Below are 20,551 nucleotides of genomic sequence, written 5' to 3'. Positions count from 1 at the left end.
CTGTATACCGCTTATTAAAACAAAAAAATCGAAAATCACAATGATCAACGGCCGGGGATACTCCCCAATCATTGATATCGTAATTTTCGATCTTCTGTTTGATCGACCAGACTTTCAAATACCGGTTTTGTTGATCAATTCACATCAAACCGAATCGGCAGAAGCGCCCAGTTCGTTCCTTGTGGCTGCTCCATCAGCATCATCAGATCCTGTGTTTCACTTCGGTTCAGCGGATCGGGCAGGAGATTCATCATCCACGCCTGGAATTTGGCATTGCCAGAACTGAAAAGTGTTTCAAAAAGATCGCGACTCTTGGGATAAGAGTCGATCGTCCATTCATCGATTTCTGCCTTCTCAGCGGCAATGGCAATGGCGCGGTCAATTCCCCCAACCACATCTACAAGACCAATTTCCTGTGCGGCAACCCCGGTCCAGACGCGTCCCTGCCCAACTTCGTGAACCTCATCGCGCGTCATTCCCCGCGATTCGGCCATTCGGTTCAGAAACGACTCGTACCCGTTTTCGATGTTTTGCTGAATGACTCGCTGCTCATTCGGGGTGAATGGACTGGTGAGGTCGTACAGGTCGGCATACTCGTGAGTCTTGAATGTGTCAAACTCAATGCCGAGATTTTCATTAAATAGTTCCTGCGAGTTGAACAGAAGATTGAAAATTCCAATAGATCCGGTGATGGTGTTCTCAGCCGCAACGATGGTATCGGCTGCTGCAGCGATATAATATCCTCCTGAAGCAGCTACACTTCCCATGGCAGCGATAACCGGCTTTTTCTCAGCCGCTTTGCGTACATCATTCCAGATCAGGTCAGATGTGGTGGCTGCACCGCCTCCGCTGTTGATATGGAACACAATCGCTTTAACATCATCATCCTCAAGCGCTGATTGAAATTGGCTTCGCACGGATGATGCTGTAATCACATTCTGGTTTCCGAACGGAGATTGGCCGAGATTCGGCATGATGGCTCCGGAAGCATATATCACAGCAATTTTATCACTGCCGGAGGGATCGTCGAGACCCGCTGAAGAACCCGTCACCCGGGAATATCTTCCGAAACTGATAGTCCTCAGATCGTCATCTTCTTCAACTCCGATTCGCTGTTTGATGAGATCTTCAATTTCATCATCATAAGCAAACTGGTCCACTAACCCATTATCAAGAGCGAACTGCAGTCGGTCAATTGGTGGTGTATTGAGCATATCATGAATTTCATCGGCCGATTTACCCGTGCGAGCTTCCATTGCGCGGACGAACTGACCGGAAACGCCATTCAGTATCTCACGAATCTGCTCTTCACTTTCCGGTGAGCTTTCTCGCTGAATAAATGGTTCAACAGCTGATTTATACTCGCCAACGCGGAATATTTCTGGTTCAATGCCGATCTTATCGAGCATTTCGCGATAAAAAGAGATTTGGGTGACGAAACCGTCGAATTCAAAATTGGTTTCGGGCGGTGTAAATACTGAATCAGCGACAGATGCGAGGAAATACGCTTTTTCGTTCATCCCGATGTCATCTGTACTAAAATAGAGAAACTTGCCACTCTCTTTGTATTCTTGCAGGTAGTCATAAGCACTTGCCAGGTTTGCCCAGGATGCGGTAACCTGGTTGGTGCGGATCCACACACCGTCGATATTATCGTGTGATGCCGCTTTCTCAAGATTCCGTTTCAGGGTTTGCAGAGAAACTCTTGGACCGGCTGAAGGATTGAAAATCTCTTCAAAAGGATCGGGTGTAACGCGCGCCGGAATATCACCGGAAAGATTAAATTTCAGTATGGTATTAGAACGAACATACGGCTCGGGATCGGAAGAACTGCTGACGATGGTGGCAAAAAGGATCAACAGCAGAAGAAATATACCGATGATGGTACCCAAAACGGATGCCAAAAAGGTCTTAAGAAATTTCATATTCGTAGTATTTACTTTGGTATTTTTGAGAAACGGGGTGAATTGATGATATCTTTTCGGTGTTGGAACTTAAGAAATAATCGAATGAAAACACCCTGCAAAATCCTCTACGGACAATGACGAAATTTGATGCACTAATTATTGGCTCAGGACATAATGGACTGATTACGGCGTGTTACCTTGCCAAACAGGGATATCGTGTCGGTGTTCTCGAACGGCGGGATACCGTTGGCGGTGCTGTCTGCACGGAAACGATGTTTCGCTCGGAGCAAAATCCGCACGGTTTTCGGATGGATGTCGGCTCTTCGGTGCATATCATGATCCATCAGACCGGAATTATCGAAGAGCTTGAGCTAACCGACTACGGGCTGGAATATATCGAAATGGACCCGATTATGAGTTATCCCGTTCCCGATGGAAAAGGGGTGATCCATTTTCACAAAGACCTGGAGCGAACAATAGACTCCATCGCAAAAGTAGCGCCGGAAGATGTGCAGAACTATCGCGATTTTATTGAATTCTGGGAGCGGATCAACAGAGGAGTGCTGAAAGCATTTATGGTGCCGCCGAATGGTAAAAATATTATTACTGAGCTGGTTAAGGGGCAGATCCGCGACGGCTCGATGTTTAAAAAAGGGGAGCAGATTACCGGTCTGCAGAAAATTCTGGGCAGTTATGGCAGCGTGGTGGAAAATGCGTTCGAAAGCCCGCACATGCACGCAGCACTTACTTGGTTTGCAGCACAATCGGGACCGCTGCCAGATCAGAGCGCAACCGGGGATTTTGCCGGGTGGCAGTCGATGCTTCACCAAAGCGGCGCCAAACATCCGCGAGGAGGCAGCGGAATGCTCACGCAAGCGATGAAAAACCTGATCGAAGCGCACGGCGGTAAAATATTTACGGATCAGCCGGTGAGTGAAATCCGGATTGAAGATGGAATTGCTAAAGGTGCAATTACCACTTCGGGCGAATCGTACGATGCAGACCTGGTGGTATCAAACGCTCACGTTCAAACGACGATGCTGAAACTGGTTGGCCGAAAACATCTGGATGATTCTCTTTTTAAAAAAGTGGAAAATATCCAGGTGGGTAACGGTTTTGGAATGGTCATCCGGTGTGCGGTTGAAGAACTGCCTGAATACAGCGCATGCCCGGGTGATCCTCACATCCATAACGGAATGCAGCTTTTGGCACCATCGGTCGGTTATATGAAGCGCGCGATTGGAGATTACATGAAAGGATTACCGCCTGAAGATCCCGCGGTGCTGGCGATGACATTTTCCAAAATTGATCCCGATGTGGCCCCGGATGGAAATCACACCCTTTTTGCGTGGGCGCAATGGCATCCCTACGAGCTCGCCGGTGGTAAAAACTGGGATGATATCCGTGAGCGTGAAGCGGATAAAATATATGATGTGGTCACCAGGTACGCGCCAAACATGAAAGGAAAACTGATTGACAGGTATATTCAGTCGCCGCTCGATATTGAACGAAAACATGGTCTGCTGCGCGGAAACGTGATGCACGTGGAGATGAATTTCGACCAGATGTTTATGTTCAGGCCCACCCCGGAACTCAGTCAGTACGAAACACCTATAAAGAACCTCTATCTTTCCAGCGCATCGTGCCATCCCGGCGGCGGTGTGTTTGGAGCTGCAGGATATAATGCAGCGAATGTTATTTTAAAAAAACACAAACGAAAAAAACTTTTTGGAGCCAGACGTTGAAACTTCACTTCCCGAATTCGTATGCCGAAATCGATCTCAACAGTATCACAAAAAATTTAAAACAGTTACGAAAACGGACAGGCATCAAAAAGATATTGTCTGTGGTTAAATGCAATGCGTATGGTCACGGCGCTATTGAAGTCGCTAAAAGGGCAGAACCTGACGTGGACTGGTTTGGTGTGGCAACGGTTGATGAAGCGATTGAGCTGAGGCTTGGCGGCATTAAGAAACCGATACTGGTATTTGAAGTGCCATCGCCCCGGAGTGCAGCAGCCTATCAGACACACGGACTGACAGCTACACTCAGCGATTTCCCCCACTTTTCCACGCTGATGGACGGCACAAAGTACCATATCCATTTTGATACGGGTATGAACCGGCTGGGTTTTAAACCATCACAGGCGGGTAAAGTGCGAAAAATGGCCGTTGCCAACCAGAGGCTGATCTGTTCGGGAATCTACTCGCACTACCAGACAGCCGATGATCCCGGTTCTGATTTTGTGAACACTCAGCAAGAGATATTCCGCGAGATTCTGAAAGATTTTAAAGAGATACCTCTCGTTCATATGAGCAACACCGGGGCAGCGGTTCATTATAATGAAAATAATCAGTTTGATATGATCCGAACCGGGCTCGCCCAGCTCGGATATACGGCAGGGAGAACACAGGTGGATTGGCTGACTCCATCTTTGACCTGGAAAAGCCGAATCGTTCAAACTTTAGCAATTGAAGCGGGAGAAAGTGTTAGCTATGGCCAAAAATGGACGGCTCAAAAAAGCGGGTATATCGGCACGATCCCGGTAGGGTATGGGGATGGTATTTTGAGGTCGCTGAGCAACAAACTTCAGGTGAAGATCAGAGGTGAATTTTATCCTGTAGTTGGAAATATCACCATGGATTACACCATGGTGGATCTTGGAGATGTAAAAATAGCGGTAGATGAAGAGGTTGTGCTGATGGGCGGAGAGGCCTGGAGTGCAGCGGAGTGGGCGGAAGCCGCAGGAACAAACGTACATGAAATACTAACTGCGCTTAATGGCAGAATGGCACGCAGTTACACGGATTACTCATAACCTGAGTTCTTAAATAATGACCTCAAAAGTCCTCCTTCGAAAAAAAGGGAGGGGGGTACCCATAAAGGGAATAATGTCACTAATATTGGGCAAATATGGATTATTCTCCTGATACTTTTGAACGGTCAAAAGTATCCAAAACCCGCCGGGCTGGTGATTCCTTCAGTCGGGGTTTGCGGTCCGTTTTGCGATGTAAAAACAAAGGTCCATATCACTTCGTGATAGTAATCTAAGATTTGGCCGGTAGTTTTTACAAACATCGCATGCACTCCCCGCAAACCAAACACCTCCTTCAGTAATCAAAGGCCGGAAGAACTACGAAATCGACACAAGATCTATTGTGCAAAAGTAAATTAGGTTTCGTTTGGAAGCTAGTTATCAAAGTTAGTGACATTGCTAAAGGGAAGGGGGGATGTGAATCAGATTTGTAAAAAAACCGACAGGACATCCCTCTCCTCGTCAGAAAGTTTTCGGGATCGGATCCCTTTGTTAAAAGAATTTATACTGAATAAATGAAATTAGTCAATTTCGTCCCGATAGTCAGGACCGGAAAAACACCAGCCTCAGAACTATGAGAATTTTAGGCTCAAGTTTCGGAAACTTACCTTTGTAGATCCATGAATTTATTCCCTCTCTGAAAAGCCGTTTTTTGGCGCGATAGAGAGGGGCCCGGGGGTGAGTCAGAAAGACTGGGAGTATCGAACTCAGAAAAAACAAATCAGAGAATAGCATTCAGTTCGATATCGTACCGGAGTGTATCGTTTCGGAATTGTTCGGTTAACCCACCGGATTGAATATTGGCCAGACCTTCAGAAGGGGGTACAATCAGGACTCTTTTTTCGCCTTCTCTCATTCCGATTAGCCCTTTTCTTAGTCCGCTGGTGTATGCACGGGGAGCGTTGAAATTGGTCGAACGCTGTGCGGAGATACTTGTAACGGAAACAACAGTTGGCGAAGTCATTCCGTTTTGGTAGGAACTGTAAATGATATCACCATCCATATTTCGAAGAGTAAAAAAGATAAACAGATCGTCCCGGATCACCACACGATCTTCACCGCGCCCCTCTTCGACTACGTATTTAGTGATACCATCCTGTACAGGTTCTTCATCAACTCCGCTGATATTAAACGGCTCGGGAACGCTGTCGTATGTAGGCTCCTGGAGGTTGAAATCGGAATCGGTTGAGCATCCAAAAGTGAAGAGAGTTACAAACAAAAATGCGGCAAAGGGGAGAAGAGAAAAATTCTTCATATACAGATCTGGAAAAAGTTGATTCAAGTTAATTTACTCGGTGCTTTCGCACCATTTTTCAATTGTTATAGCGATTCAGGTCACTTCGTCAAAAAATGAGCACAAGCATGAAAGATCGCAAATATTTACCCGGGATAAAACTTCATTGAGAGATTAATCGCCGAGTCCACTGCCTAACGCAGCATCCAGCTCTTTCTTGCGTCGATAATGTGCAAAACGGCTCAGTACGATTGAAAATTGATAGAGCAGCACCAGGGGAAACGCAATCATCAGCTGTGAAACCGGATCAGGCGGTGTTAGAACGGCTGATAAAACGAGTGCGCCTACAATGGCGTGCCTTCTGTATGCCCTCATTCCTTCGGGTGTGACCAATCCTACTTTTGACAGAAAGTAACTGACAACGGGAATCTGAAACAGAATTCCACAGGATAACGTCCATAACGCAACAGACGTAAAGTATTCATTGATATCAAATTCGTTACTGATGACATCCGAGATGATAAACTGAGTGAAAAACTGAACGGCAAAAGGTACAAGAATGAAGTATCCGAACGAGATTCCGAGAAGAAAAAAGAAGTTGATGAAAAGCGCATTCAGGATTGTCTTTAACTTTTTACCTGATCCAAGTGCGGGCTCGATAAACGCCCAGAGCTGGTAAAATAAAACAGGCGATCCGATGATTCCCCCGATAATAATCAGCGTTCCCCAGTATGTGAAAAACTGTCCCGGCAAACGCCTCGAGATGAGTGACAGATCAACCGCATTCAGCGGCATAATCTGGTACATAAAAAAATCGGCACGTGCCGGTCCCAGAATAAACTCCTGGATAAAGAAATCGGCAAATATAAACGCTATCACGATACCAGCCGCAACGCCAATCAGCCCTTTGATGATTCTCCAGCGAAGCTCCTCAAGATGGTCGAGAAACGACATAGATGCCGTTGGGTCGATTTTGGGAGCTTTCGCTTTTGGTAATAGAGCTCCCATAATTTTTCTTTTTGAGGAATCCTGGTCGGGTGTATCACTCATAGATGCAGTCCCTGTACATATGGTCCCGGATGGGGCAGCGGTTTATAATTCGAGGACATTATTCTAAATAATAAATCCATTAAACCTGTTCAAGATCATATAGCGGGAACTGTGTGCAAAGTTCTTTTACCTGTACTTTAACAGCGGTGAGATTCTGCTCATCCGTGGGATTTTTAAGTACGGTATCGATGAGTTCAAAAACCTTTGTGAATTCCGCTTCGCCAAATCCTCTTGTGGTAAGGGCCGGGGTTCCAATCCGGATTCCGGAGGTAACAAACGGGCTTTCAGTATCGAATGGAACCATGTTTTTATTAACAGTGATTCCCGCACGGTCGAGTGCTTCTTCAGCAACTTTCCCGGTGAGGCCTTTGCTGCGTAGATCTACCAGGATCAGGTGATTGTCCGTGCCGCCGCTTACAAGATCGTATTCATGATTTGTAAACTCTTCAGCAAGGTGTTTAGCATTGCGTTTTACTTGTTTTTGATACTCTATAAAATCGCTCTTCAGTGCTTCACCAAATGCCACAGCTTTAGCGGCGATGACGTGCATCAGCGGGCCACCCTGACTGCCGGGGAAAACAGCTGAATCAAGAACTTCACTCCAGTTTTTCACCCGGCCGGATTTCCGGGCCGTTACGCCAAGTTTGTTTTCACCATCTTTGCCAACCAAGATCATGCCGCCACGCGGACCCCGAAGGGTTTTGTGGGTAGTGGTAGTGACAACATCACTGATCATCAGCGGGTCATTCAGCTGACCGGCAGCAATCAGTCCGGCGGTGTGAGCCATATCCATCCAGAGGAAAGCGCCAACTTCATCGGCAATATCGCGGAACGCCTGGTAGTCAAAATCGCGGGGATACGCACTCGCTCCGATGGAGATCATTTTAGGGTTCACTTCTTTCGCTTTTTCGCGAACTTTATTCATGTCGATACGGCCGGTATCTTTTTCAACACCGTAAAATTCGGCTTTATAGGTGATGCCCGAAAAATTAACCGGAGATCCGTGTGTGAGATGGCCGCCATGAGCCAGGTCGAGTCCCAGGAGTGTATCACCGGGATTCATAAATGCGAGGTAAACAGCCGCATTTGCGGATGCCCCGGAGTGAGGCTGAACATTCACCCAGTCTGCCTTAAACAGTTTTTTTGCACGCTCACGGGCGAGCTCTTCCACTTTATCCACAAATTCACAGCCACCATAATACCGCTTGCCGGGATATCCTTCGGCATATTTGTTGGTAAGTACGGTTCCCATCGCTTCGATGGTGGCGCGTGAGGCAAAATTCTCAGACGCAATCAGTTCAAAATTGAAATTCTGCCGTTCCGTTTCCTGCCGGATGTAACCTGCAAGTTCAGGATCCTGGTGGATCAGTTCATCCATGGTTAATTCTTTTTTTCTGTAAGAGATTGAATTTTGTTCACACGCCGTTCGTGACGGCCGCCCTCAAACTCGGTTTTAAACCACGAGTTTAGAATCGTTTCCAGCTGCTCTTTAGTTAACTCTCTGCCGGGCAGGCAAAGAATATTGGCATTGTTGTGCTGCCGTGTGATGGAGGCTACATCCGGGTTGTAAACCAGGGCGCCGCGCACATTGGGGTATTTATTGGCCGTCATGCACATGCCCTGACCACTGCCGCAGATTAAGATTCCCTGATTATGTTCGCCGTTGTTGACTTTGGCAGCCACCTGGATGGCAAAATCGGGATAATCCACCGAATCCGGAGAATGGGTACCGAAATCAACCGGAGTAAAACCCATCGATTCCAAAATTTTCTTCGTAGTCTCTTTCGCTTCATACCCCGCGTGGTCACTGGCAATAGGAATGATCATAATCGAAATCAGGTGTGTAAAAGTATTTTAATAACAGACTTAAATATCTCGAAAAAATCAGTCAGTCGAAAACCAATTTGCAGGAAATATAGGGCCCGGTAATCCTGCCAGGAAAAGACATGGTATTTCTCATGGAAATCTTTTGGTTTTAGAATATTGCACCTAGTGTCAAGTCAATTTTGATTTGTCGGGTTAATGAAATACCCTCATCCGCTGACTCCACGTCATCGGATGAGTTGTTAGGAGTGAGATATTACTCTATATGGTTATGCACTGGTTAATGTAAAGGTCGGACAATTCACCGGATGAAGCGAATTCATCCGGTGAAGATTTGCACCAAACATACCCGTCGATACATCATTGAAACGACACTAAATGGGTTGATGTCTTTCGCATAATTTAGAGCCCTCAGAAATACCATGTCTGATTGCTCCATTCGCAGATGAGGTTTAATTTGGCCGAAGGAAACGGGTGACAACGGTATCGGATGAGATGCTCCCGAACACACCGATGCCTCCTTCAACATTGTAAATCAGGTTGGGAATTTCGCCGGGGGGGAGGGTTGAGCCGCCAAGCTGCAATTCTTCGGAACGAACAAGATCGGCCAGGTTCTGATCCACAGAATTGGTCACCACCTGGTTTTCTCCGTAAAACGCCACACCTATCCAGGGAAACCGGAGCAGGATAGTCTGATTATCAAGTATATCAAAATTCCCTTCGTTAATGAGGCCGGAGGAGTTGTTCAGGAATTCGGAAAGAGAGGCATCCCGGTTTTCAACCGCATCAAAATAAAAAGGAGTCAAGTTATCTATAGAAGCTTCCCTTGCAATGGTGTTGAATACATAAATATTTTGGCGTGCATTTGACTCGGTGGCCGTTAATACCACTTCAAGCTGGTTTTCTGACTGATATACATACGACTCTTCAACATCAGATAGAATTTCAAACTGAGCCGGTACGGTGGTCTCTGCTCTCAATTCCTCCGGACGGTCGTTGAAAGATGCATCAATCCGATAGGTTTGACCCGCTTCCACAAGATAATTGCGATTCGCTGCACGGTATATTCCATCAGACTGACGATAATAGCTGAAAGATTGGTCTGTGTTTCCGCCTTCATCCAGCAGAGTAACGACAACCGATGCACCATTCAGGGCAGCATCACTGAAATTATATTCCTGTGTCGCCTCAACTGTGGCAGACAGGCGCACATCCGGCAGGGGACGACCGGCGATTGCGTATGCCTCCATCACCACAAGTTCCTGGTACTCATCCTGTTCGTAAATATCACAACCCGCAAAAATCAGCAGAAGAAAAACGAATATGATTGATAATAATTTATGCATGATATTCTAAAAGTTAACGGTGTATGAAACGGATGGCAGAATGGGCAGAAGAGTAATTTCGTTGCGCTCAACCGGATTTTCATCAAAATCGTAATTATAAAACCAGATGTTTCGCCTTGAGTAGGCGTTAATCAGCTGAAACTGCCATTCAGCTTCACCCATTCCGAAAAAGTTACCCTGCCGACTGAACGAAAGATCTAAACGGTGATACGAAGGCAAACGGGATGCATTCAGCCGGCCAATGGTGAAAGATTCGCGACGCACATTTCCCCAGGGCACCTGAGAAAATTCAGTGCGGCCCAGTGGTTCGGTGTAGGCTTGTCCCGTGGCATAGCTGAATACCGCTGAAGTGCTCCACCTGCCCGAAAGACGATAATTTAGGATCAGATTCATATCATGCTGGCGATCGTATTTAGGCGGATAAAAACGCGCTCCGGCACCCGGATTGGTAATATCGGTGTTGAAACCGGGGAATTTCCGGCGCGTGATACCAAATGTATAGCCCACAAACCCGGTGAGTCGTCCGATTTGTCGCTCCAATAAAAATTCAGCACCGTAGGCGTATCCTTCGCCAAATCGGAACAGCTCGTCATAATTGAGACCGGCAGGATCAATCACAAACGGGTCGAGTTCAAAAAGGTCACGCATGGTTCTGAAATAAACTTCCACATCAAATCCATATCCTTCAAACGGAACGGTTTTGGCGCCTAAAACGAACTGATCACCGTAGGCAGGAGGAACCCCGCGGTCGGTGGTGAGCCAGAGATCAAACCCGGAGAAGGCTTCATTTGAAATCAGAGTTAAGAATTGGTAATAACGTCCGTATGCGGCCTGCAGGCGAATGGTTGATGTGGGCCTGAATTCGGTTGAGAGCCGCGGAGCAATGCGCAGATAATCACCCTCGGAAAAACTGTTTACGCGAACTCCTCCGGTAATAATCCAGCGGTTATCGGGCTGCCAGCGATCCTGGATATAAGCCGATGCATATTGCGACTGAATTCGTGAGTTAAAGGTTTCCGCACCATCAAACTTGTCGGTATATCGCAGCGTGATGTTTCCAGCCCAGATTCCTGCTGAAATGGTATGTGCATCATCCGGAAGATACTCCAGGTCTGATTTGAGTGAGAAATCGTAAATATTATTGTCTCTTTCAAATGGGGTTCCTCCAATATTAAACTCGGGTTGATTAAAGTAGCGGGATCCGGTTGCGGTCGTTTTCAGAAAAAGCCGGTCGGATAGAATTCGGCGCCATTGCCCGCTCACGGTTTGGTTACCGTAATTCAGGCCGATGGATGCATCGTCACCAAAGGGGAACTTTACATCATCATTTCCTGCATAAAACGCGAGGGAAAGCCGGTCGTTGGCGGTCAGATCAAAATTAAGTTTTCCGTTAACATCATAAAAATAGAAGCTGTCGGGTACATTGTCGGTAGTTCGGCGCAGCACGGCCAAAAGCGGTTCAAGAGTTGATCGGCGAACGGCAAGCATCCATGAACCGGAACTGGTAGGCCCTTCGGCGCTTATTCGGGAAGCAAGCAGACCAAGACTGACAGAACCTCTTGTTTCGTTTCGGTTACCATCTTTGTTGAAAACTGTAAGGACCGATCCGAGGCGTCCACCATACTCAGCAGGATACCCGCCTTTATACAGCCGAACATCTTTTACCGCATCGGGATTAAAAGTGGAGAAAAATCCGAAAAAATGAGATGGATTATAAACCGTTGTCTCATCCAGCAGAATCAGGGTCTGGTCAGGGCTGCCGCCTCTCACGTAAAGGCCGCTCGAAAAGTCACTGGCGGCTTTTACACCCGGCAGAAGCTGCACGGACCGGAAGACATCGGGCTCCAGAACAGGAGGCAGGCTTTTGATCAGCTGGGTTGATATCTGCGCAGTGCCGATATTCCGCTGTTGTTCGCGTTCGAACTCCGATTCAACAACAAGTGTCTCCAGCTCAACACCCTCGGGATCCATCTCAATATTGATCCGGTTGGTTTCGCCGGCAGTGAGTTCAATCTCCTGTTCAAACTGGCGATACCCGATATATGTAGATACAAGAGTGTAGGTTCCCGGTTGTAAATTGGTGATTGAATAGTAACCGGATGTATTGGTGGATGTACCCCGATTGAGTTCAAGAATAGCAACATTTGCCGAAATCAGTGTTTCACCGGTCCGGCTGTCAGTGATATACCCGTTGACCGATGCGGTTTGCTGCGCATCAGATGTATCAGGTAAAATCAAAAGAAAAAGGGATAATAGCAGAAGGTATATTAGTCTCAAAGGGGAATCATTAAATTTAAATATCGGTGCAACGTACGAACTAAAAATGATAAGGTTGCATTCATCACAGTTCATTTAAAATATGTAAACATGAAAAGTTACAGATACCTATATAGCAGGTGGGAAAAAGGATTGGTGTTGAATTGGATTCGTTCTATTCCTGAGTTAATCAATATCGAAGAATGTTGAGCAGGGTGTACCGGTGGTATTCATGGAAACGGAATATTCGAACAAAATTCGATATTTCAGCTTGCCTGTAATTTCACAAATTAGCCGATGAAGAAGAGCTGAAAATCAATAATAATGACTATTTATCTTTAATCGATGGTTTTAGAGGCAAATAGCCCCGGTGAAAAGAGCATCAGGTGGAGAAGAAAAGAAATCAAAAAGTGCTTATCTTAAGATATACGATTTGCAGATTGCAGTCGTTAGTATAAGCTGAGTCAAGTCAGTTTATTGTTCTTTCACATATTGGGGGTGTACCGGATTCGACGGGCTGCGTACAATTGCAGGCTGCATGCCGAGAGTGCCCGATGGTTCTCGTAAATCAACCATCATGGATAAAAAGTAGTTGACAACAATTACTCATACCGACTGGCTGCGTAAAGCAAGCCGTCCGTTCTCGCAGGTGTTCGTCTATTGACCCTGCCGTGAGCGCCGACTTAGATAGACTTTTCCCAAGCCCATGTCTGCTGGGTGGAAGGAGAACTTAATGCAGAATAGGATGGAGTCGCTTTGCTGTTGAGCATTGCTTCATCCGAAACTTAATCAATAGCTAAGCATGTAGATGCTTGACGATTTACCTTCCCGGACCGGGGTTCAACTCCCCGCACCTCCACTTAATTCAAATCCCCGCAAGGCTTGATGCTTTGACGGGGATTTTTTTTGGCAACAAATTCAGATTAGTAAGCTTCAGGTTAGATTTCATTTTTATACGACCGGAGCGTTGATGTTGCGGAGGCATGCTCCGCCCCCGCACCTCCACTTAGTATTAAGCCCCGCAGGAATCTGTTCTTGTCGGGGTTTTTTTATTTCGGTCAATACCTGAAATATGAACTTCGGTGATTTGTCAAACCTGGAATCAATCCGAACGTTGCTGTTGCGAAGCAGTGCTTCGCCTCCGCACCTCCACTAAGTTATTGTCCCCGCAAGTTTATTCAACTTGAGGGGATTTTTTTGCTGTGATGGGTTTGATAACCTTACTAATGGATAATTTTAGGTACCACAAGCTTTCCAATAGTACCAGCTTTTCTAATTAGAATAACGGGGATACCGTAGCATTTTGATAGTACTGCGTTATTTAAGCGCTCTGAACTCTTCGGGTAATTCTTTCAGTCCTTTTGGTGTGAGATATGGATATATCGAATAAATAACCTGTTTGCGAAAATCAGCGCTGCTCATATTCTCACTGTATTCACCAGTTAGTTCACTGGCCGGCAGATAAAAATCCGTCAAAAGCTCCAATCGCCGAAAAAAATAGTCATACTCCCGGGGTAGCTTTTCTTCTCTGAGCACTTCCTTTTTTACAAGCTGCTCAATGGTATCCAAAAACTGTTCTTTTCGAATCGCAAAGACCTTTTGACAGTCTGATGCAATGGCCGCATTGTTGCGGAGCAGGTAGATGATATCTATAAAAATGAACCGGTATTTCATCATCAGACGAAACATTCTATCGGTTATTTCTATAAAGTCATTTATTCCCGCTGGTTCAGTTTTTGCATCCTCAAAAAGTTCATTCATCTCGGTCACCATATCAAAATAAAGCGCCTCGACAATGTCATCTTTTTGCCTGAAATGGTAGGTCAGGTTTCCAGGGCTTATACCAAGTTCATCTGATATTTTATGCTGGCTTACGCTGGGCAATCCATGCCGGTTAAATAATGTAAGAGCAGTAGCAAGTATCTTAATTTTAGTCTGACTCATGGAAAAACCTTAATAGTACTTTTGTACTAATTATTATTTTTTAGTATAATTGTACTAAAGTACAAAACATAGCCGCTAATATGAAACCCAGGGTAATAGAAGACACCGTTCCGGAAACCAACGGAATCAAAAAGGCATTACCTCAAATTGATTTTAAGGATACATTTGCCGTCACCAATCACACGGATACCCTGGAGCAGGCCGCAAAACTTGTTTTCAGCAGCATCCCACCAAAAATTAAACCCTTGTTCAGTATCAGGAACTTCCTGGTAAAATTTGCAGGGCTTAAAACGACTGTTCCCGATGATTTTAATACCCATTTCAAAGTGGGTGGTTATATTGGATTCTTAAAAATTCACTCCATCGAAGAAAACGAAATTATTTTAGGCGGCGATGATAAGCATTTGAATTTCAGAGTGAGTGTGTTTAATTCGGGAGAAGAAGAGTATAACATTAAGGTGACGACATTGGTGCAGTATCAAAACAGAATGGGCCGGATCTATATGTTTATGATTAAACCATTTCACAAGCTTGTTCTTCGTGTTATGGTGAAAAATGCACATGGAGGTATCGCATGAATATTTCGATTATCGGGGCGGGAATTGGAGGTTTGACTACGGCTTTGGCGTTACAGAATGCCGGTATAAAGGCGCAGGTATACGAACGGGCACCTGAATTTCGTGATGTGGGCGCGGGGATCTGGATGCAGCCAAACGCTATGGCAGTTCTTGACCGGCTGGGTGTGGGAGATGAAATAAGAAAAGCAGGAATTCTGCTTGATGGGGTTGCTCTCACCGATAAAAATCTCAGGCCATTTATGATGCCGGTGAACTCCGGGAACTCAAAAGAAGACTTTCGAATTGTTTCCATCCACAGAGCACGATTGCATAGAATTTTACTGAATGCCCTGCCGGAAAATACGGTCCATACCAATAAGGAATTTGTAACCTATAGTGAAGTAAATCATAAAGTGATTGCTGATTTTGTAAACGGGTCGGCAGAATCAGATCTGTTACTGGGGGCTGATGGAATACATTCTGCGGTGAGAAAGCAGTTATTTCCGCATTCAGACGTAAAATTTAGCGGACAGACTTGTTGGCGTGGTATTGCAAAGATACATCTGCCGGATTTTATGAAAAACAGGGCTTACGAAGCGTGGGGGGATGGCATCCGGTTTGGTTTCTCACCGATTTCGGAATCACAGGTATATTGGTTTGCAGTAGCGAATGCTCCAAAGAATCAGAAAGATACCACTGATTTTCTCAAAGAAAAGCTATTGAACACCTATCACGGTTTTTCGGCTATGGTTTCTGATATCATTAAGCAAACCCCCACCGATCACATCAACAGAAATGATATTTCAGATATGGAACGTCTGCAAAGCTGGCATAAAGGCCGGGTGTGTCTGATGGGTGATGCCGCTCACGCCATGACTCCGAATATGGGGCAGGGCGGGTGTCAGGCCGTTGAAGATGCGTACTATATCAGCCGCAGTTTTCAGGAAAATCAGGAACCTGAAAAAATATTTCAGCAGTTCGAAAAGCAACGTCGCAAGAAAGTAGACTACGTGGTGAAAACTTCCCGGCTGTATGGGCAGGTGGTGGCACGGGCATCAGGTCAGTACGTGATGAAGATTATGATGAAAATGATGCCGCCGTTTCTGGTCAAAAATCAGATGAAGAGGCTATATAAAATTGAGTAATAAACTATTTACTATCTCGCATTCTCATGGAATCCCGACTTAAAACTTCATGTATTCGATCAATTTTATACCTGGCATCGAGTGAATATAACTTTCCGGTGCCGTTTATATGTTCATAAATCAAAAGGCACTTGTTATATAAAACCCTCTTTTCATCATCCATAGGTTGATTTTTTGAGTTTTCATCCCCAATCAACAGCAGTATGTCTGCGATACGCTCCAGGCTGTCCCGGTCAATACTATGAACGGACTGAAGAGTGTCTATAAATGTATCATCAGGGATGTCAAGCAGTTCTGAATAAGTTAGTCCGATATGCTCTTTTAAAGCTTGATCAGTTTGTTCAATTCCATTCACCCATTGTTGTTCGTCTCTGCTGATGATCAGCCGGGATAAAATTGATGCAAGTACCTGTGCCATCTGGTTAATTTGTCTGAGTATGTAATCCTGCTGAAACATGCTTGTTTAATAATAAGTTGATTATTTTTTACAAATCCTTTTATTGGTGAATAGGGTCGATAGGGATTTTATACAGATCAGACGGTTACAAACGCACTAATGTTACAATCCTTGTTGTCGTGGATTAGTGTTGAGAGGATTGCAACCGCAGAGCGCAACGGCCGCAGAATCACTGTTTCAACCCGTGTTGTCATGGATTAGTGTGGAGAGGACGACCTACGCTTTACGAGAGCGTAGGTCGTCGAGTTTCAATCCTTGTTGTTGTGGATTAGTGTCGAGAGGCCGCATTTATTATGCTATCGGTTACCGTACTTATCCAGATCCACCCTGAAGGGTTCCGGGGAGACATCCGGATCTTTTTCATTTCAGGTTCAGTATTATAAATTACCATTCGGTTAATTTAATGCCGGGTATAAGGCTGAACTCTTTTGTATTTCGGGTGGCAAGGGTTCCATTATTTGCCAATACGGTGGCTGCATTCAGCAGGTCATTTGGCCCAACCAATTCACCTTTTGCCTCACAACCGGCTCGTACTTTAGCATAATTTTCAGACATTTTATCGGTGTAAAATAATTTCAAACGGCATCAAAAGTCAACGGCGCTTCAGGGTCAATATCGTCCATCATCTTCATTCTGTTCTCAGCACTTTCGATATCATCAATAGCCAGAAAATAGGAGATAGAAACCTGGAGATAACTCAATACTTCATTCTCATGAAATTCATCTCTTTCCGGATGGACTTCTCCTAGGTTCAGTGATTTTACCAAAAGGTGGGAGACTTTATTTTTCTGGCCTTTTTCCAACTTTCAAGCAGGCAGTCTCACTTTTCGCTGAAGAGGGGGCATTTCATTATCTACACAAATAACCATCAACGAGGCATCACATGTATAGGAATCGGGCAGCTGATCGCTTCGGCCATGGCGCGCAGCAGTTCAAGCTCATCGAGTGTTAATTTATCATCAGCCAGAACGGTGTGGATCATGCTGTTGAGAAGGTACCGTTTCACCGGGTTGGCGGATGCATCCAGTTCATCAAGAGCCTCATCCAGATCATCAAACGTGTACTCATCTTCTTTCAGTAAAATCATTCCATCAGGTGCGGCTTTCCCCATGGATTTTATACCGGCTTCCCACGCTTTCTCGCTGTCTTTACCGGAAGTATTTGCCAGGGCTGACAGTATGATTGCAAGTTGTTTTCGAATCGTTTTTAGATGATGATGACGAATTTTTTCCGATTTCTCTTTTCTGAAATGTTTATCAAGCCGGTGTTCAACCAGTTTTTCGATAGAGAACTCGAACAGGCTTACGCGGTCATCTTTTTCGATAATCAGCTTCATCGTCTCCCGGAATTTGCGGTACTGGCTTTCACTCATTTTCCGCAGCGCCGGCATCGATATTTCAGCCAGCGGGAGAGACCATTCCCGTTTACCGTGATTCAGTACAGGCAGTAGTTTATCAACTTGTTCAGCCATATATGGATCAATAATTTCGGCACTCCAATCAGGCAGGGTTGTTGAGGATCCTTCCCGGTTTATTAAAAGCAGGGAATAAATCAGCGCTTCTGCACGGAACGGTTCGTGTGCTGCATCGTGGAGCTCATCCGGGATTTCACTCATCAGCTTACTCGCTTCATCCACACCGCTGCTGTCCATGGAGCCTATTGCAGCGAGCAGCACTTCCGGTGATAAGCCGGTTTCAGAAAGTGTGCCGCCTGGAATGACGGTAGAAGCTGGCGATTTACTTTCGGTTGATGTCTGCCTGGCCTGATCTTTTTTGAGCTGCTTTTCGATCCGTTCTTTTTTGCGGATCTGTTCAGGGTCATTGCCGGGCCGGATGGCTGCGATCCGTTTTTTTAGCGGCGGATGAGTTGCGAAAAGTTTGTCGAGTGCAGTGTGAAAGCTGTTTGCAAAAAAGAGATGGCTGAACTCCATGGCGTGGCCGTCTTCAATTTTACCGCCTTTTTTCGTTCGGCCGATTTTTTCAAGAGCTCCTGCTATTCCATCCGGGTTGCGGGTGAACTGTACTGCGGCTGCATCGGCAAGATATTCGCGCTGGCGTGAGACCGCTGCCTGGATCATTCGTCCGAACAACATACCAATATAGCCGATGATGATGAGCGCCAGGCCGAGAACAATCATCGCAATTGCAGCCTGACCACCGCTGCCTCCCTGTCCGCTGGATGAGCGCCCGCGCCCGCCGGAAAGGAGTGAGCTTCGCATCAAAATCATTCCCATAATATGCAGAAGCAGGATGCCGTTCAGGATTCCAATCAGGCGGATATTGAGTCTCATGTCGCCATTAAATATGTGGCTGAATTCGTGAGCGATTACACCCTGAAGTTCATCACGAGTCAGTTGCGTGAGTGCACCGCGGGTGACACCCACTGCGGCATCATCCGTTCCAAAACCGGCAGCAAATGCGTTGATATTCTCCTCATTATCGAGCAGATAAATATCGGGAACGGGAACACCTGAGGCGATTGACATCTCTTCAACAATGTTGATCAGCTGGCGTTCTTTGGGATCTCTTGTGGAGGGTTCAACTTTACGTCCGCCGAGCATTTCAGCTACAGCGCTTCCACCTTTACGAAGCTGGGAGATTCGAAAAAACGTGCCACTCATGATTAGAATTGACACAACAATTGATACGGTAAGGAAAAGTCCCGGCTGCCAGAGCCGGGAATCACCCGGGGCGCCTGAATATCCAAACACGATCAGCGTGACGAAATAAATGGATACGATAATTAAGATTACTGCAGCGGTATAAAGCCCGATCAATTTCCAGGTCATTCGGCGGGCGCGATCCTGTGCGTCAAAAAAATCCATGCGGCTTATTTCATCATTGGTTGATTCCCGAGCAGATCGTTATGATGTTTCTGCTCGATACATTTAGATGCGAGGTTCAAAAGTGTTAAAACTTCACTTCAGGTGCTTTTCGCTCATCTTCTACTTCAATTTCGAAAAGGCGTGCCTCTTTGAAGCCAAACATTCCGGCAAATATCACCGCGGGAAACTTTTCCCTTGCCGTATTGTAATTCATCACGGCATCGTTGAAAGATTGGCGGGCAAACGCAATTTTATTCTCTGTAGAAGAGAGTTCTTCCGTAAGCTGCATCATATTTTGGTTGGCTTTCAGGTCGGGATAGTTTTCAGAGAGTGCAAAAAGACGGCCGAGTGCACCTCCGAGATTTTTCTCTGCTCCCATCAGTTTTTGCATGGCATCGGGATCTCCCGGCTCATCCGCTACCTGTTTCTCGGTACTAACGGCCTGATTTCGCGCCTGAATAACGGCTTCCAGCGTTTCCCGCTCATGACTCATGTACTGCTTCGCTACATTTACCAGGTTCGGGATAAGGTCATATCGCCGCTTAAGCTGCACATCAATCTGGGCAAATGCGTTTTTAAATCGGTTTCTCAGGGAAACAAGCCGGTTATAGATAGAAACCGGGAAGGCGATCAAAATGATAAGAACAACAATAAGAATAATAATTGCAGTAGTCATGGGAGATCTGTTTTGAATGTGTGAAAGTTGGATGAATATACAAGTTGTAGCCAGCGGAGCAAAGAGATTTCAACCGAAAGCGGAGACATATTTTTTTAAAAAAAAGTGTAAGGGGTTGATGGTTTTCGGCTCATACGAATAAAAAGGAGAAAAAGTTATGAGGAAAACACGCATACTTTCCGCTTTCAGAACGGAATATCGAAGAACCCAGGCAAGCTATCAATCTGAAATCGCGGCTTTGAGATGGGTTCGGAGATTTCTGAACGAGTTTTCAATTGACCATTCATCGCAAATCAGGCCCTGGCAAATTGATTATTTCATATCAAATCAGAAAAAAAGCCACACGTATGTTGAAGTACTTCAGGCAAAATCAGCACTCCAATTTTTGCTGAACCGGGTTCTGCATCAACATTTCAACCCTGACTTTGATGCTGAGAATGATTCTTCAGTGATCATCAGCGGAACAGGGTAAGTGCACGGGAAAGGTTCCACTTTTAAAAGTCAAAATGATTGATT

General features: G+C 45.6%; 18 protein-coding genes and 1 other RNA gene. 6 read left to right on the top strand and 13 right to left on the bottom strand.

From position 1 onward, the window contains the following. Positions 1-134: 134 nt before the first annotated feature. Positions 135-1,925: a signal peptide peptidase SppA gene (gene sppA, locus DYD21_RS10030; protein ID WP_116036016.1), complete on the bottom strand. Its 1,791-nt coding sequence runs from the start codon at positions 1,923-1,925 to the stop codon at positions 135-137. Between the two features lie 116 nt (positions 1,926-2,041). Here sppA and DYD21_RS10025 point away from each other — a divergent pair, with 116 nt between their 5' ends. Both DYD21_RS10025 and alr read left to right on the top strand, forming a co-directional pair. Then, positions 2,042-3,652 (top strand): NAD(P)/FAD-dependent oxidoreductase, encoded by a 1,611-nt coding sequence (locus DYD21_RS10025; protein ID WP_116036013.1) that lies wholly within the window; start codon positions 2,042-2,044, stop codon positions 3,650-3,652. Then, positions 3,649-4,725 (top strand): alanine racemase, encoded by a 1,077-nt coding sequence (gene alr / locus DYD21_RS10020; RefSeq protein ID WP_116036011.1) that lies wholly within the window; start codon positions 3,649-3,651, stop codon positions 4,723-4,725. The genes DYD21_RS10025 and alr overlap by 4 nt, the downstream gene beginning before the upstream one ends. A gap of 718 nt (positions 4,726-5,443) precedes the next feature. On the opposite strand, the gene DYD21_RS10015 is transcribed toward alr, so the two are convergent. From DYD21_RS10015 to DYD21_RS09990, 6 genes are all read right to left on the bottom strand, one after another. After that, complete coding sequence (locus DYD21_RS10015) at positions 5,444-5,977, bottom strand: FKBP-type peptidyl-prolyl cis-trans isomerase (RefSeq protein WP_147303548.1); 534 nt, start codon at positions 5,975-5,977, stop codon at positions 5,444-5,446. 153 nt (positions 5,978-6,130) lie between these two features. Then, positions 6,131-7,006: a twin-arginine translocase subunit TatC gene (tatC, locus tag DYD21_RS10010; protein WP_233505516.1), complete on the bottom strand. Its 876-nt coding sequence runs from the start codon at positions 7,004-7,006 to the stop codon at positions 6,131-6,133. Positions 7,007-7,085: 79 nt separating this feature from the next. Then, positions 7,086-8,384, bottom strand: a complete 1,299-nt coding sequence (gene glyA, locus DYD21_RS10005) for a serine hydroxymethyltransferase (protein WP_116036003.1) — start codon at positions 8,382-8,384, stop codon at positions 7,086-7,088. Positions 8,385-8,386: 2 nt separating this feature from the next. Further along, positions 8,387-8,833: a ribose 5-phosphate isomerase B gene (rpiB, locus tag DYD21_RS10000; RefSeq protein WP_116036001.1), complete on the bottom strand. Its 447-nt coding sequence runs from the start codon at positions 8,831-8,833 to the stop codon at positions 8,387-8,389. A 449-nt stretch (positions 8,834-9,282) separates the two neighbouring features. After that, positions 9,283-10,176 carry a DUF4249 family protein gene (locus tag DYD21_RS09995; RefSeq protein ID WP_116035998.1) on the bottom strand — a complete coding sequence of 298 codons (894 nt, stop codon included), beginning with the start codon at positions 10,174-10,176 and terminating at the stop codon, positions 9,283-9,285. 6 nt (positions 10,177-10,182) lie between these two features. Continuing rightward, positions 10,183-12,414 carry a TonB-dependent receptor gene (locus DYD21_RS09990; RefSeq protein ID WP_233505515.1) on the bottom strand — a complete coding sequence of 744 codons (2,232 nt, stop codon included), beginning with the start codon at positions 12,412-12,414 and terminating at the stop codon, positions 10,183-10,185. A 512-nt stretch (positions 12,415-12,926) separates the two neighbouring features. Between DYD21_RS09990 and ssrA the strand changes: the two genes are divergently transcribed. After that, positions 12,927-13,294, top strand: a transfer-messenger RNA (tmRNA) gene (gene ssrA, locus DYD21_RS09985). A 455-nt stretch (positions 13,295-13,749) separates the two neighbouring features. Here the strand turns inward: ssrA and DYD21_RS09980 are convergent. Continuing rightward, positions 13,750-14,376, bottom strand: coding sequence for a TetR/AcrR family transcriptional regulator (locus DYD21_RS09980; RefSeq protein ID WP_116035993.1), 627 nt, complete (start codon positions 14,374-14,376; stop codon positions 13,750-13,752). Between the two features lie 80 nt (positions 14,377-14,456). Here DYD21_RS09980 and DYD21_RS09975 point away from each other — a divergent pair, with 80 nt between their 5' ends. Next, entirely contained in the window at positions 14,457-14,954 is a 498-nt protein-coding gene (locus DYD21_RS09975; protein ID WP_116035990.1) for a DUF2867 domain-containing protein, read from the top strand. Continuing rightward, on the top strand, positions 14,951-16,078 hold the full coding sequence (locus DYD21_RS09970; RefSeq protein WP_116035988.1) for an FAD-dependent monooxygenase: 1,128 nt from the start codon (positions 14,951-14,953) through the stop codon (positions 16,076-16,078). The genes DYD21_RS09975 and DYD21_RS09970 overlap by 4 nt, the downstream gene beginning before the upstream one ends. Before the next feature lie 4 nt (positions 16,079-16,082). Here the strand turns inward: DYD21_RS09970 and DYD21_RS09965 are convergent, their stop codons facing one another. From DYD21_RS09965 to DYD21_RS09945, 5 genes are all read right to left on the bottom strand, one after another. Then, a complete protein-coding gene (locus tag DYD21_RS09965) occupies positions 16,083-16,496 on the bottom strand; it encodes a hypothetical protein (protein WP_147303547.1) in 414 nt (137 codons plus the stop codon). 423 nt (positions 16,497-16,919) lie between these two features. After that, positions 16,920-17,090 (bottom strand): type II toxin-antitoxin system VapC family toxin, encoded by a 171-nt coding sequence (locus tag DYD21_RS09960; protein WP_116035983.1) that lies wholly within the window; start codon positions 17,088-17,090, stop codon positions 16,920-16,922. 20 nt (positions 17,091-17,110) lie between these two features. Further along, complete coding sequence (locus DYD21_RS09955; RefSeq protein ID WP_147303546.1) at positions 17,111-17,302, bottom strand: hypothetical protein; 192 nt, start codon at positions 17,300-17,302, stop codon at positions 17,111-17,113. A gap of 101 nt (positions 17,303-17,403) precedes the next feature. Continuing rightward, positions 17,404-19,359 carry a M48 family metallopeptidase gene (locus tag DYD21_RS09950; protein ID WP_116035978.1) on the bottom strand — a complete coding sequence of 652 codons (1,956 nt, stop codon included), beginning with the start codon at positions 19,357-19,359 and terminating at the stop codon, positions 17,404-17,406. Positions 19,360-19,444: 85 nt separating this feature from the next. Continuing rightward, a complete protein-coding gene (locus DYD21_RS09945; RefSeq protein ID WP_116035975.1) occupies positions 19,445-20,035 on the bottom strand; it encodes a LemA family protein in 591 nt (196 codons plus the stop codon). A gap of 157 nt (positions 20,036-20,192) precedes the next feature. Here DYD21_RS09945 and DYD21_RS09940 point away from each other — a divergent pair, with 157 nt between their 5' ends. Beyond that, positions 20,193-20,507, top strand: coding sequence for a hypothetical protein (locus tag DYD21_RS09940; protein WP_116035973.1), 315 nt, complete (start codon positions 20,193-20,195; stop codon positions 20,505-20,507). Positions 20,508-20,551 lie beyond the last annotated feature (44 nt).

This window comes from Rhodohalobacter sp. SW132, from assembly GCF_003390325.1.
Taxonomy (GTDB): domain Bacteria; phylum Bacteroidota; class Rhodothermia; order Balneolales; family Balneolaceae; genus SW132.
Note: the sequence above shows the minus strand (reverse complement) of the source record. Positions and strands in the feature narration are given on the sequence as shown.

Bases quoted from the DNA above. Each gene is read 5' to 3' on its own strand.
- glyA (WP_116036003.1), bottom strand. From the start codon at position 8,384: ATGGATGAACTGATCCACCAGGATCCTGAACTTGCAGGTTACATCCGG.
- DYD21_RS09960 (WP_116035983.1), bottom strand. From the start codon at position 17,090: ATGTCTGAAAATTATGCTAAAGTACGAGCCGGTTGTGAGGCAAAAGGT.
- DYD21_RS09995 (WP_116035998.1), bottom strand. From the start codon at position 10,176: ATGCATAAATTATTATCAATCATATTCGTTTTTCTTCTGCTGATTTTT.
- DYD21_RS09965 (WP_147303547.1), bottom strand. From the start codon at position 16,496: ATGGCACAGGTACTTGCATCAATTTTATCCCGGCTGATCATCAGCAGA.
- DYD21_RS09940 (WP_116035973.1), top strand. From the start codon at position 20,193: ATGAGGAAAACACGCATACTTTCCGCTTTCAGAACGGAATATCGAAGA.
- DYD21_RS10025 (WP_116036013.1), top strand. From the start codon at position 2,042: ATGACGAAATTTGATGCACTAATTATTGGCTCAGGACATAATGGACTG.
- DYD21_RS09980 (WP_116035993.1), bottom strand. From the start codon at position 14,376: ATGAGTCAGACTAAAATTAAGATACTTGCTACTGCTCTTACATTATTT.
- DYD21_RS10015 (WP_147303548.1), bottom strand. From the start codon at position 5,977: ATGAAGAATTTTTCTCTTCTCCCCTTTGCCGCATTTTTGTTTGTAACT.
- tatC (WP_233505516.1), bottom strand. From the start codon at position 7,006: ATGAGTGATACACCCGACCAGGATTCCTCAAAAAGAAAAATTATGGGA.
- DYD21_RS09950 (WP_116035978.1), bottom strand. From the start codon at position 19,359: ATGGATTTTTTTGACGCACAGGATCGCGCCCGCCGAATGACCTGGAAA.
- DYD21_RS09970 (WP_116035988.1), top strand. From the start codon at position 14,951: ATGAATATTTCGATTATCGGGGCGGGAATTGGAGGTTTGACTACGGCT.
- rpiB (WP_116036001.1), bottom strand. From the start codon at position 8,833: ATGATCATTCCTATTGCCAGTGACCACGCGGGGTATGAAGCGAAAGAG.
- sppA (WP_116036016.1), bottom strand. From the start codon at position 1,925: ATGAAATTTCTTAAGACCTTTTTGGCATCCGTTTTGGGTACCATCATC.
- DYD21_RS09945 (WP_116035975.1), bottom strand. From the start codon at position 20,035: ATGACTACTGCAATTATTATTCTTATTGTTGTTCTTATCATTTTGATC.
- DYD21_RS09975 (WP_116035990.1), top strand. From the start codon at position 14,457: ATGAAACCCAGGGTAATAGAAGACACCGTTCCGGAAACCAACGGAATC.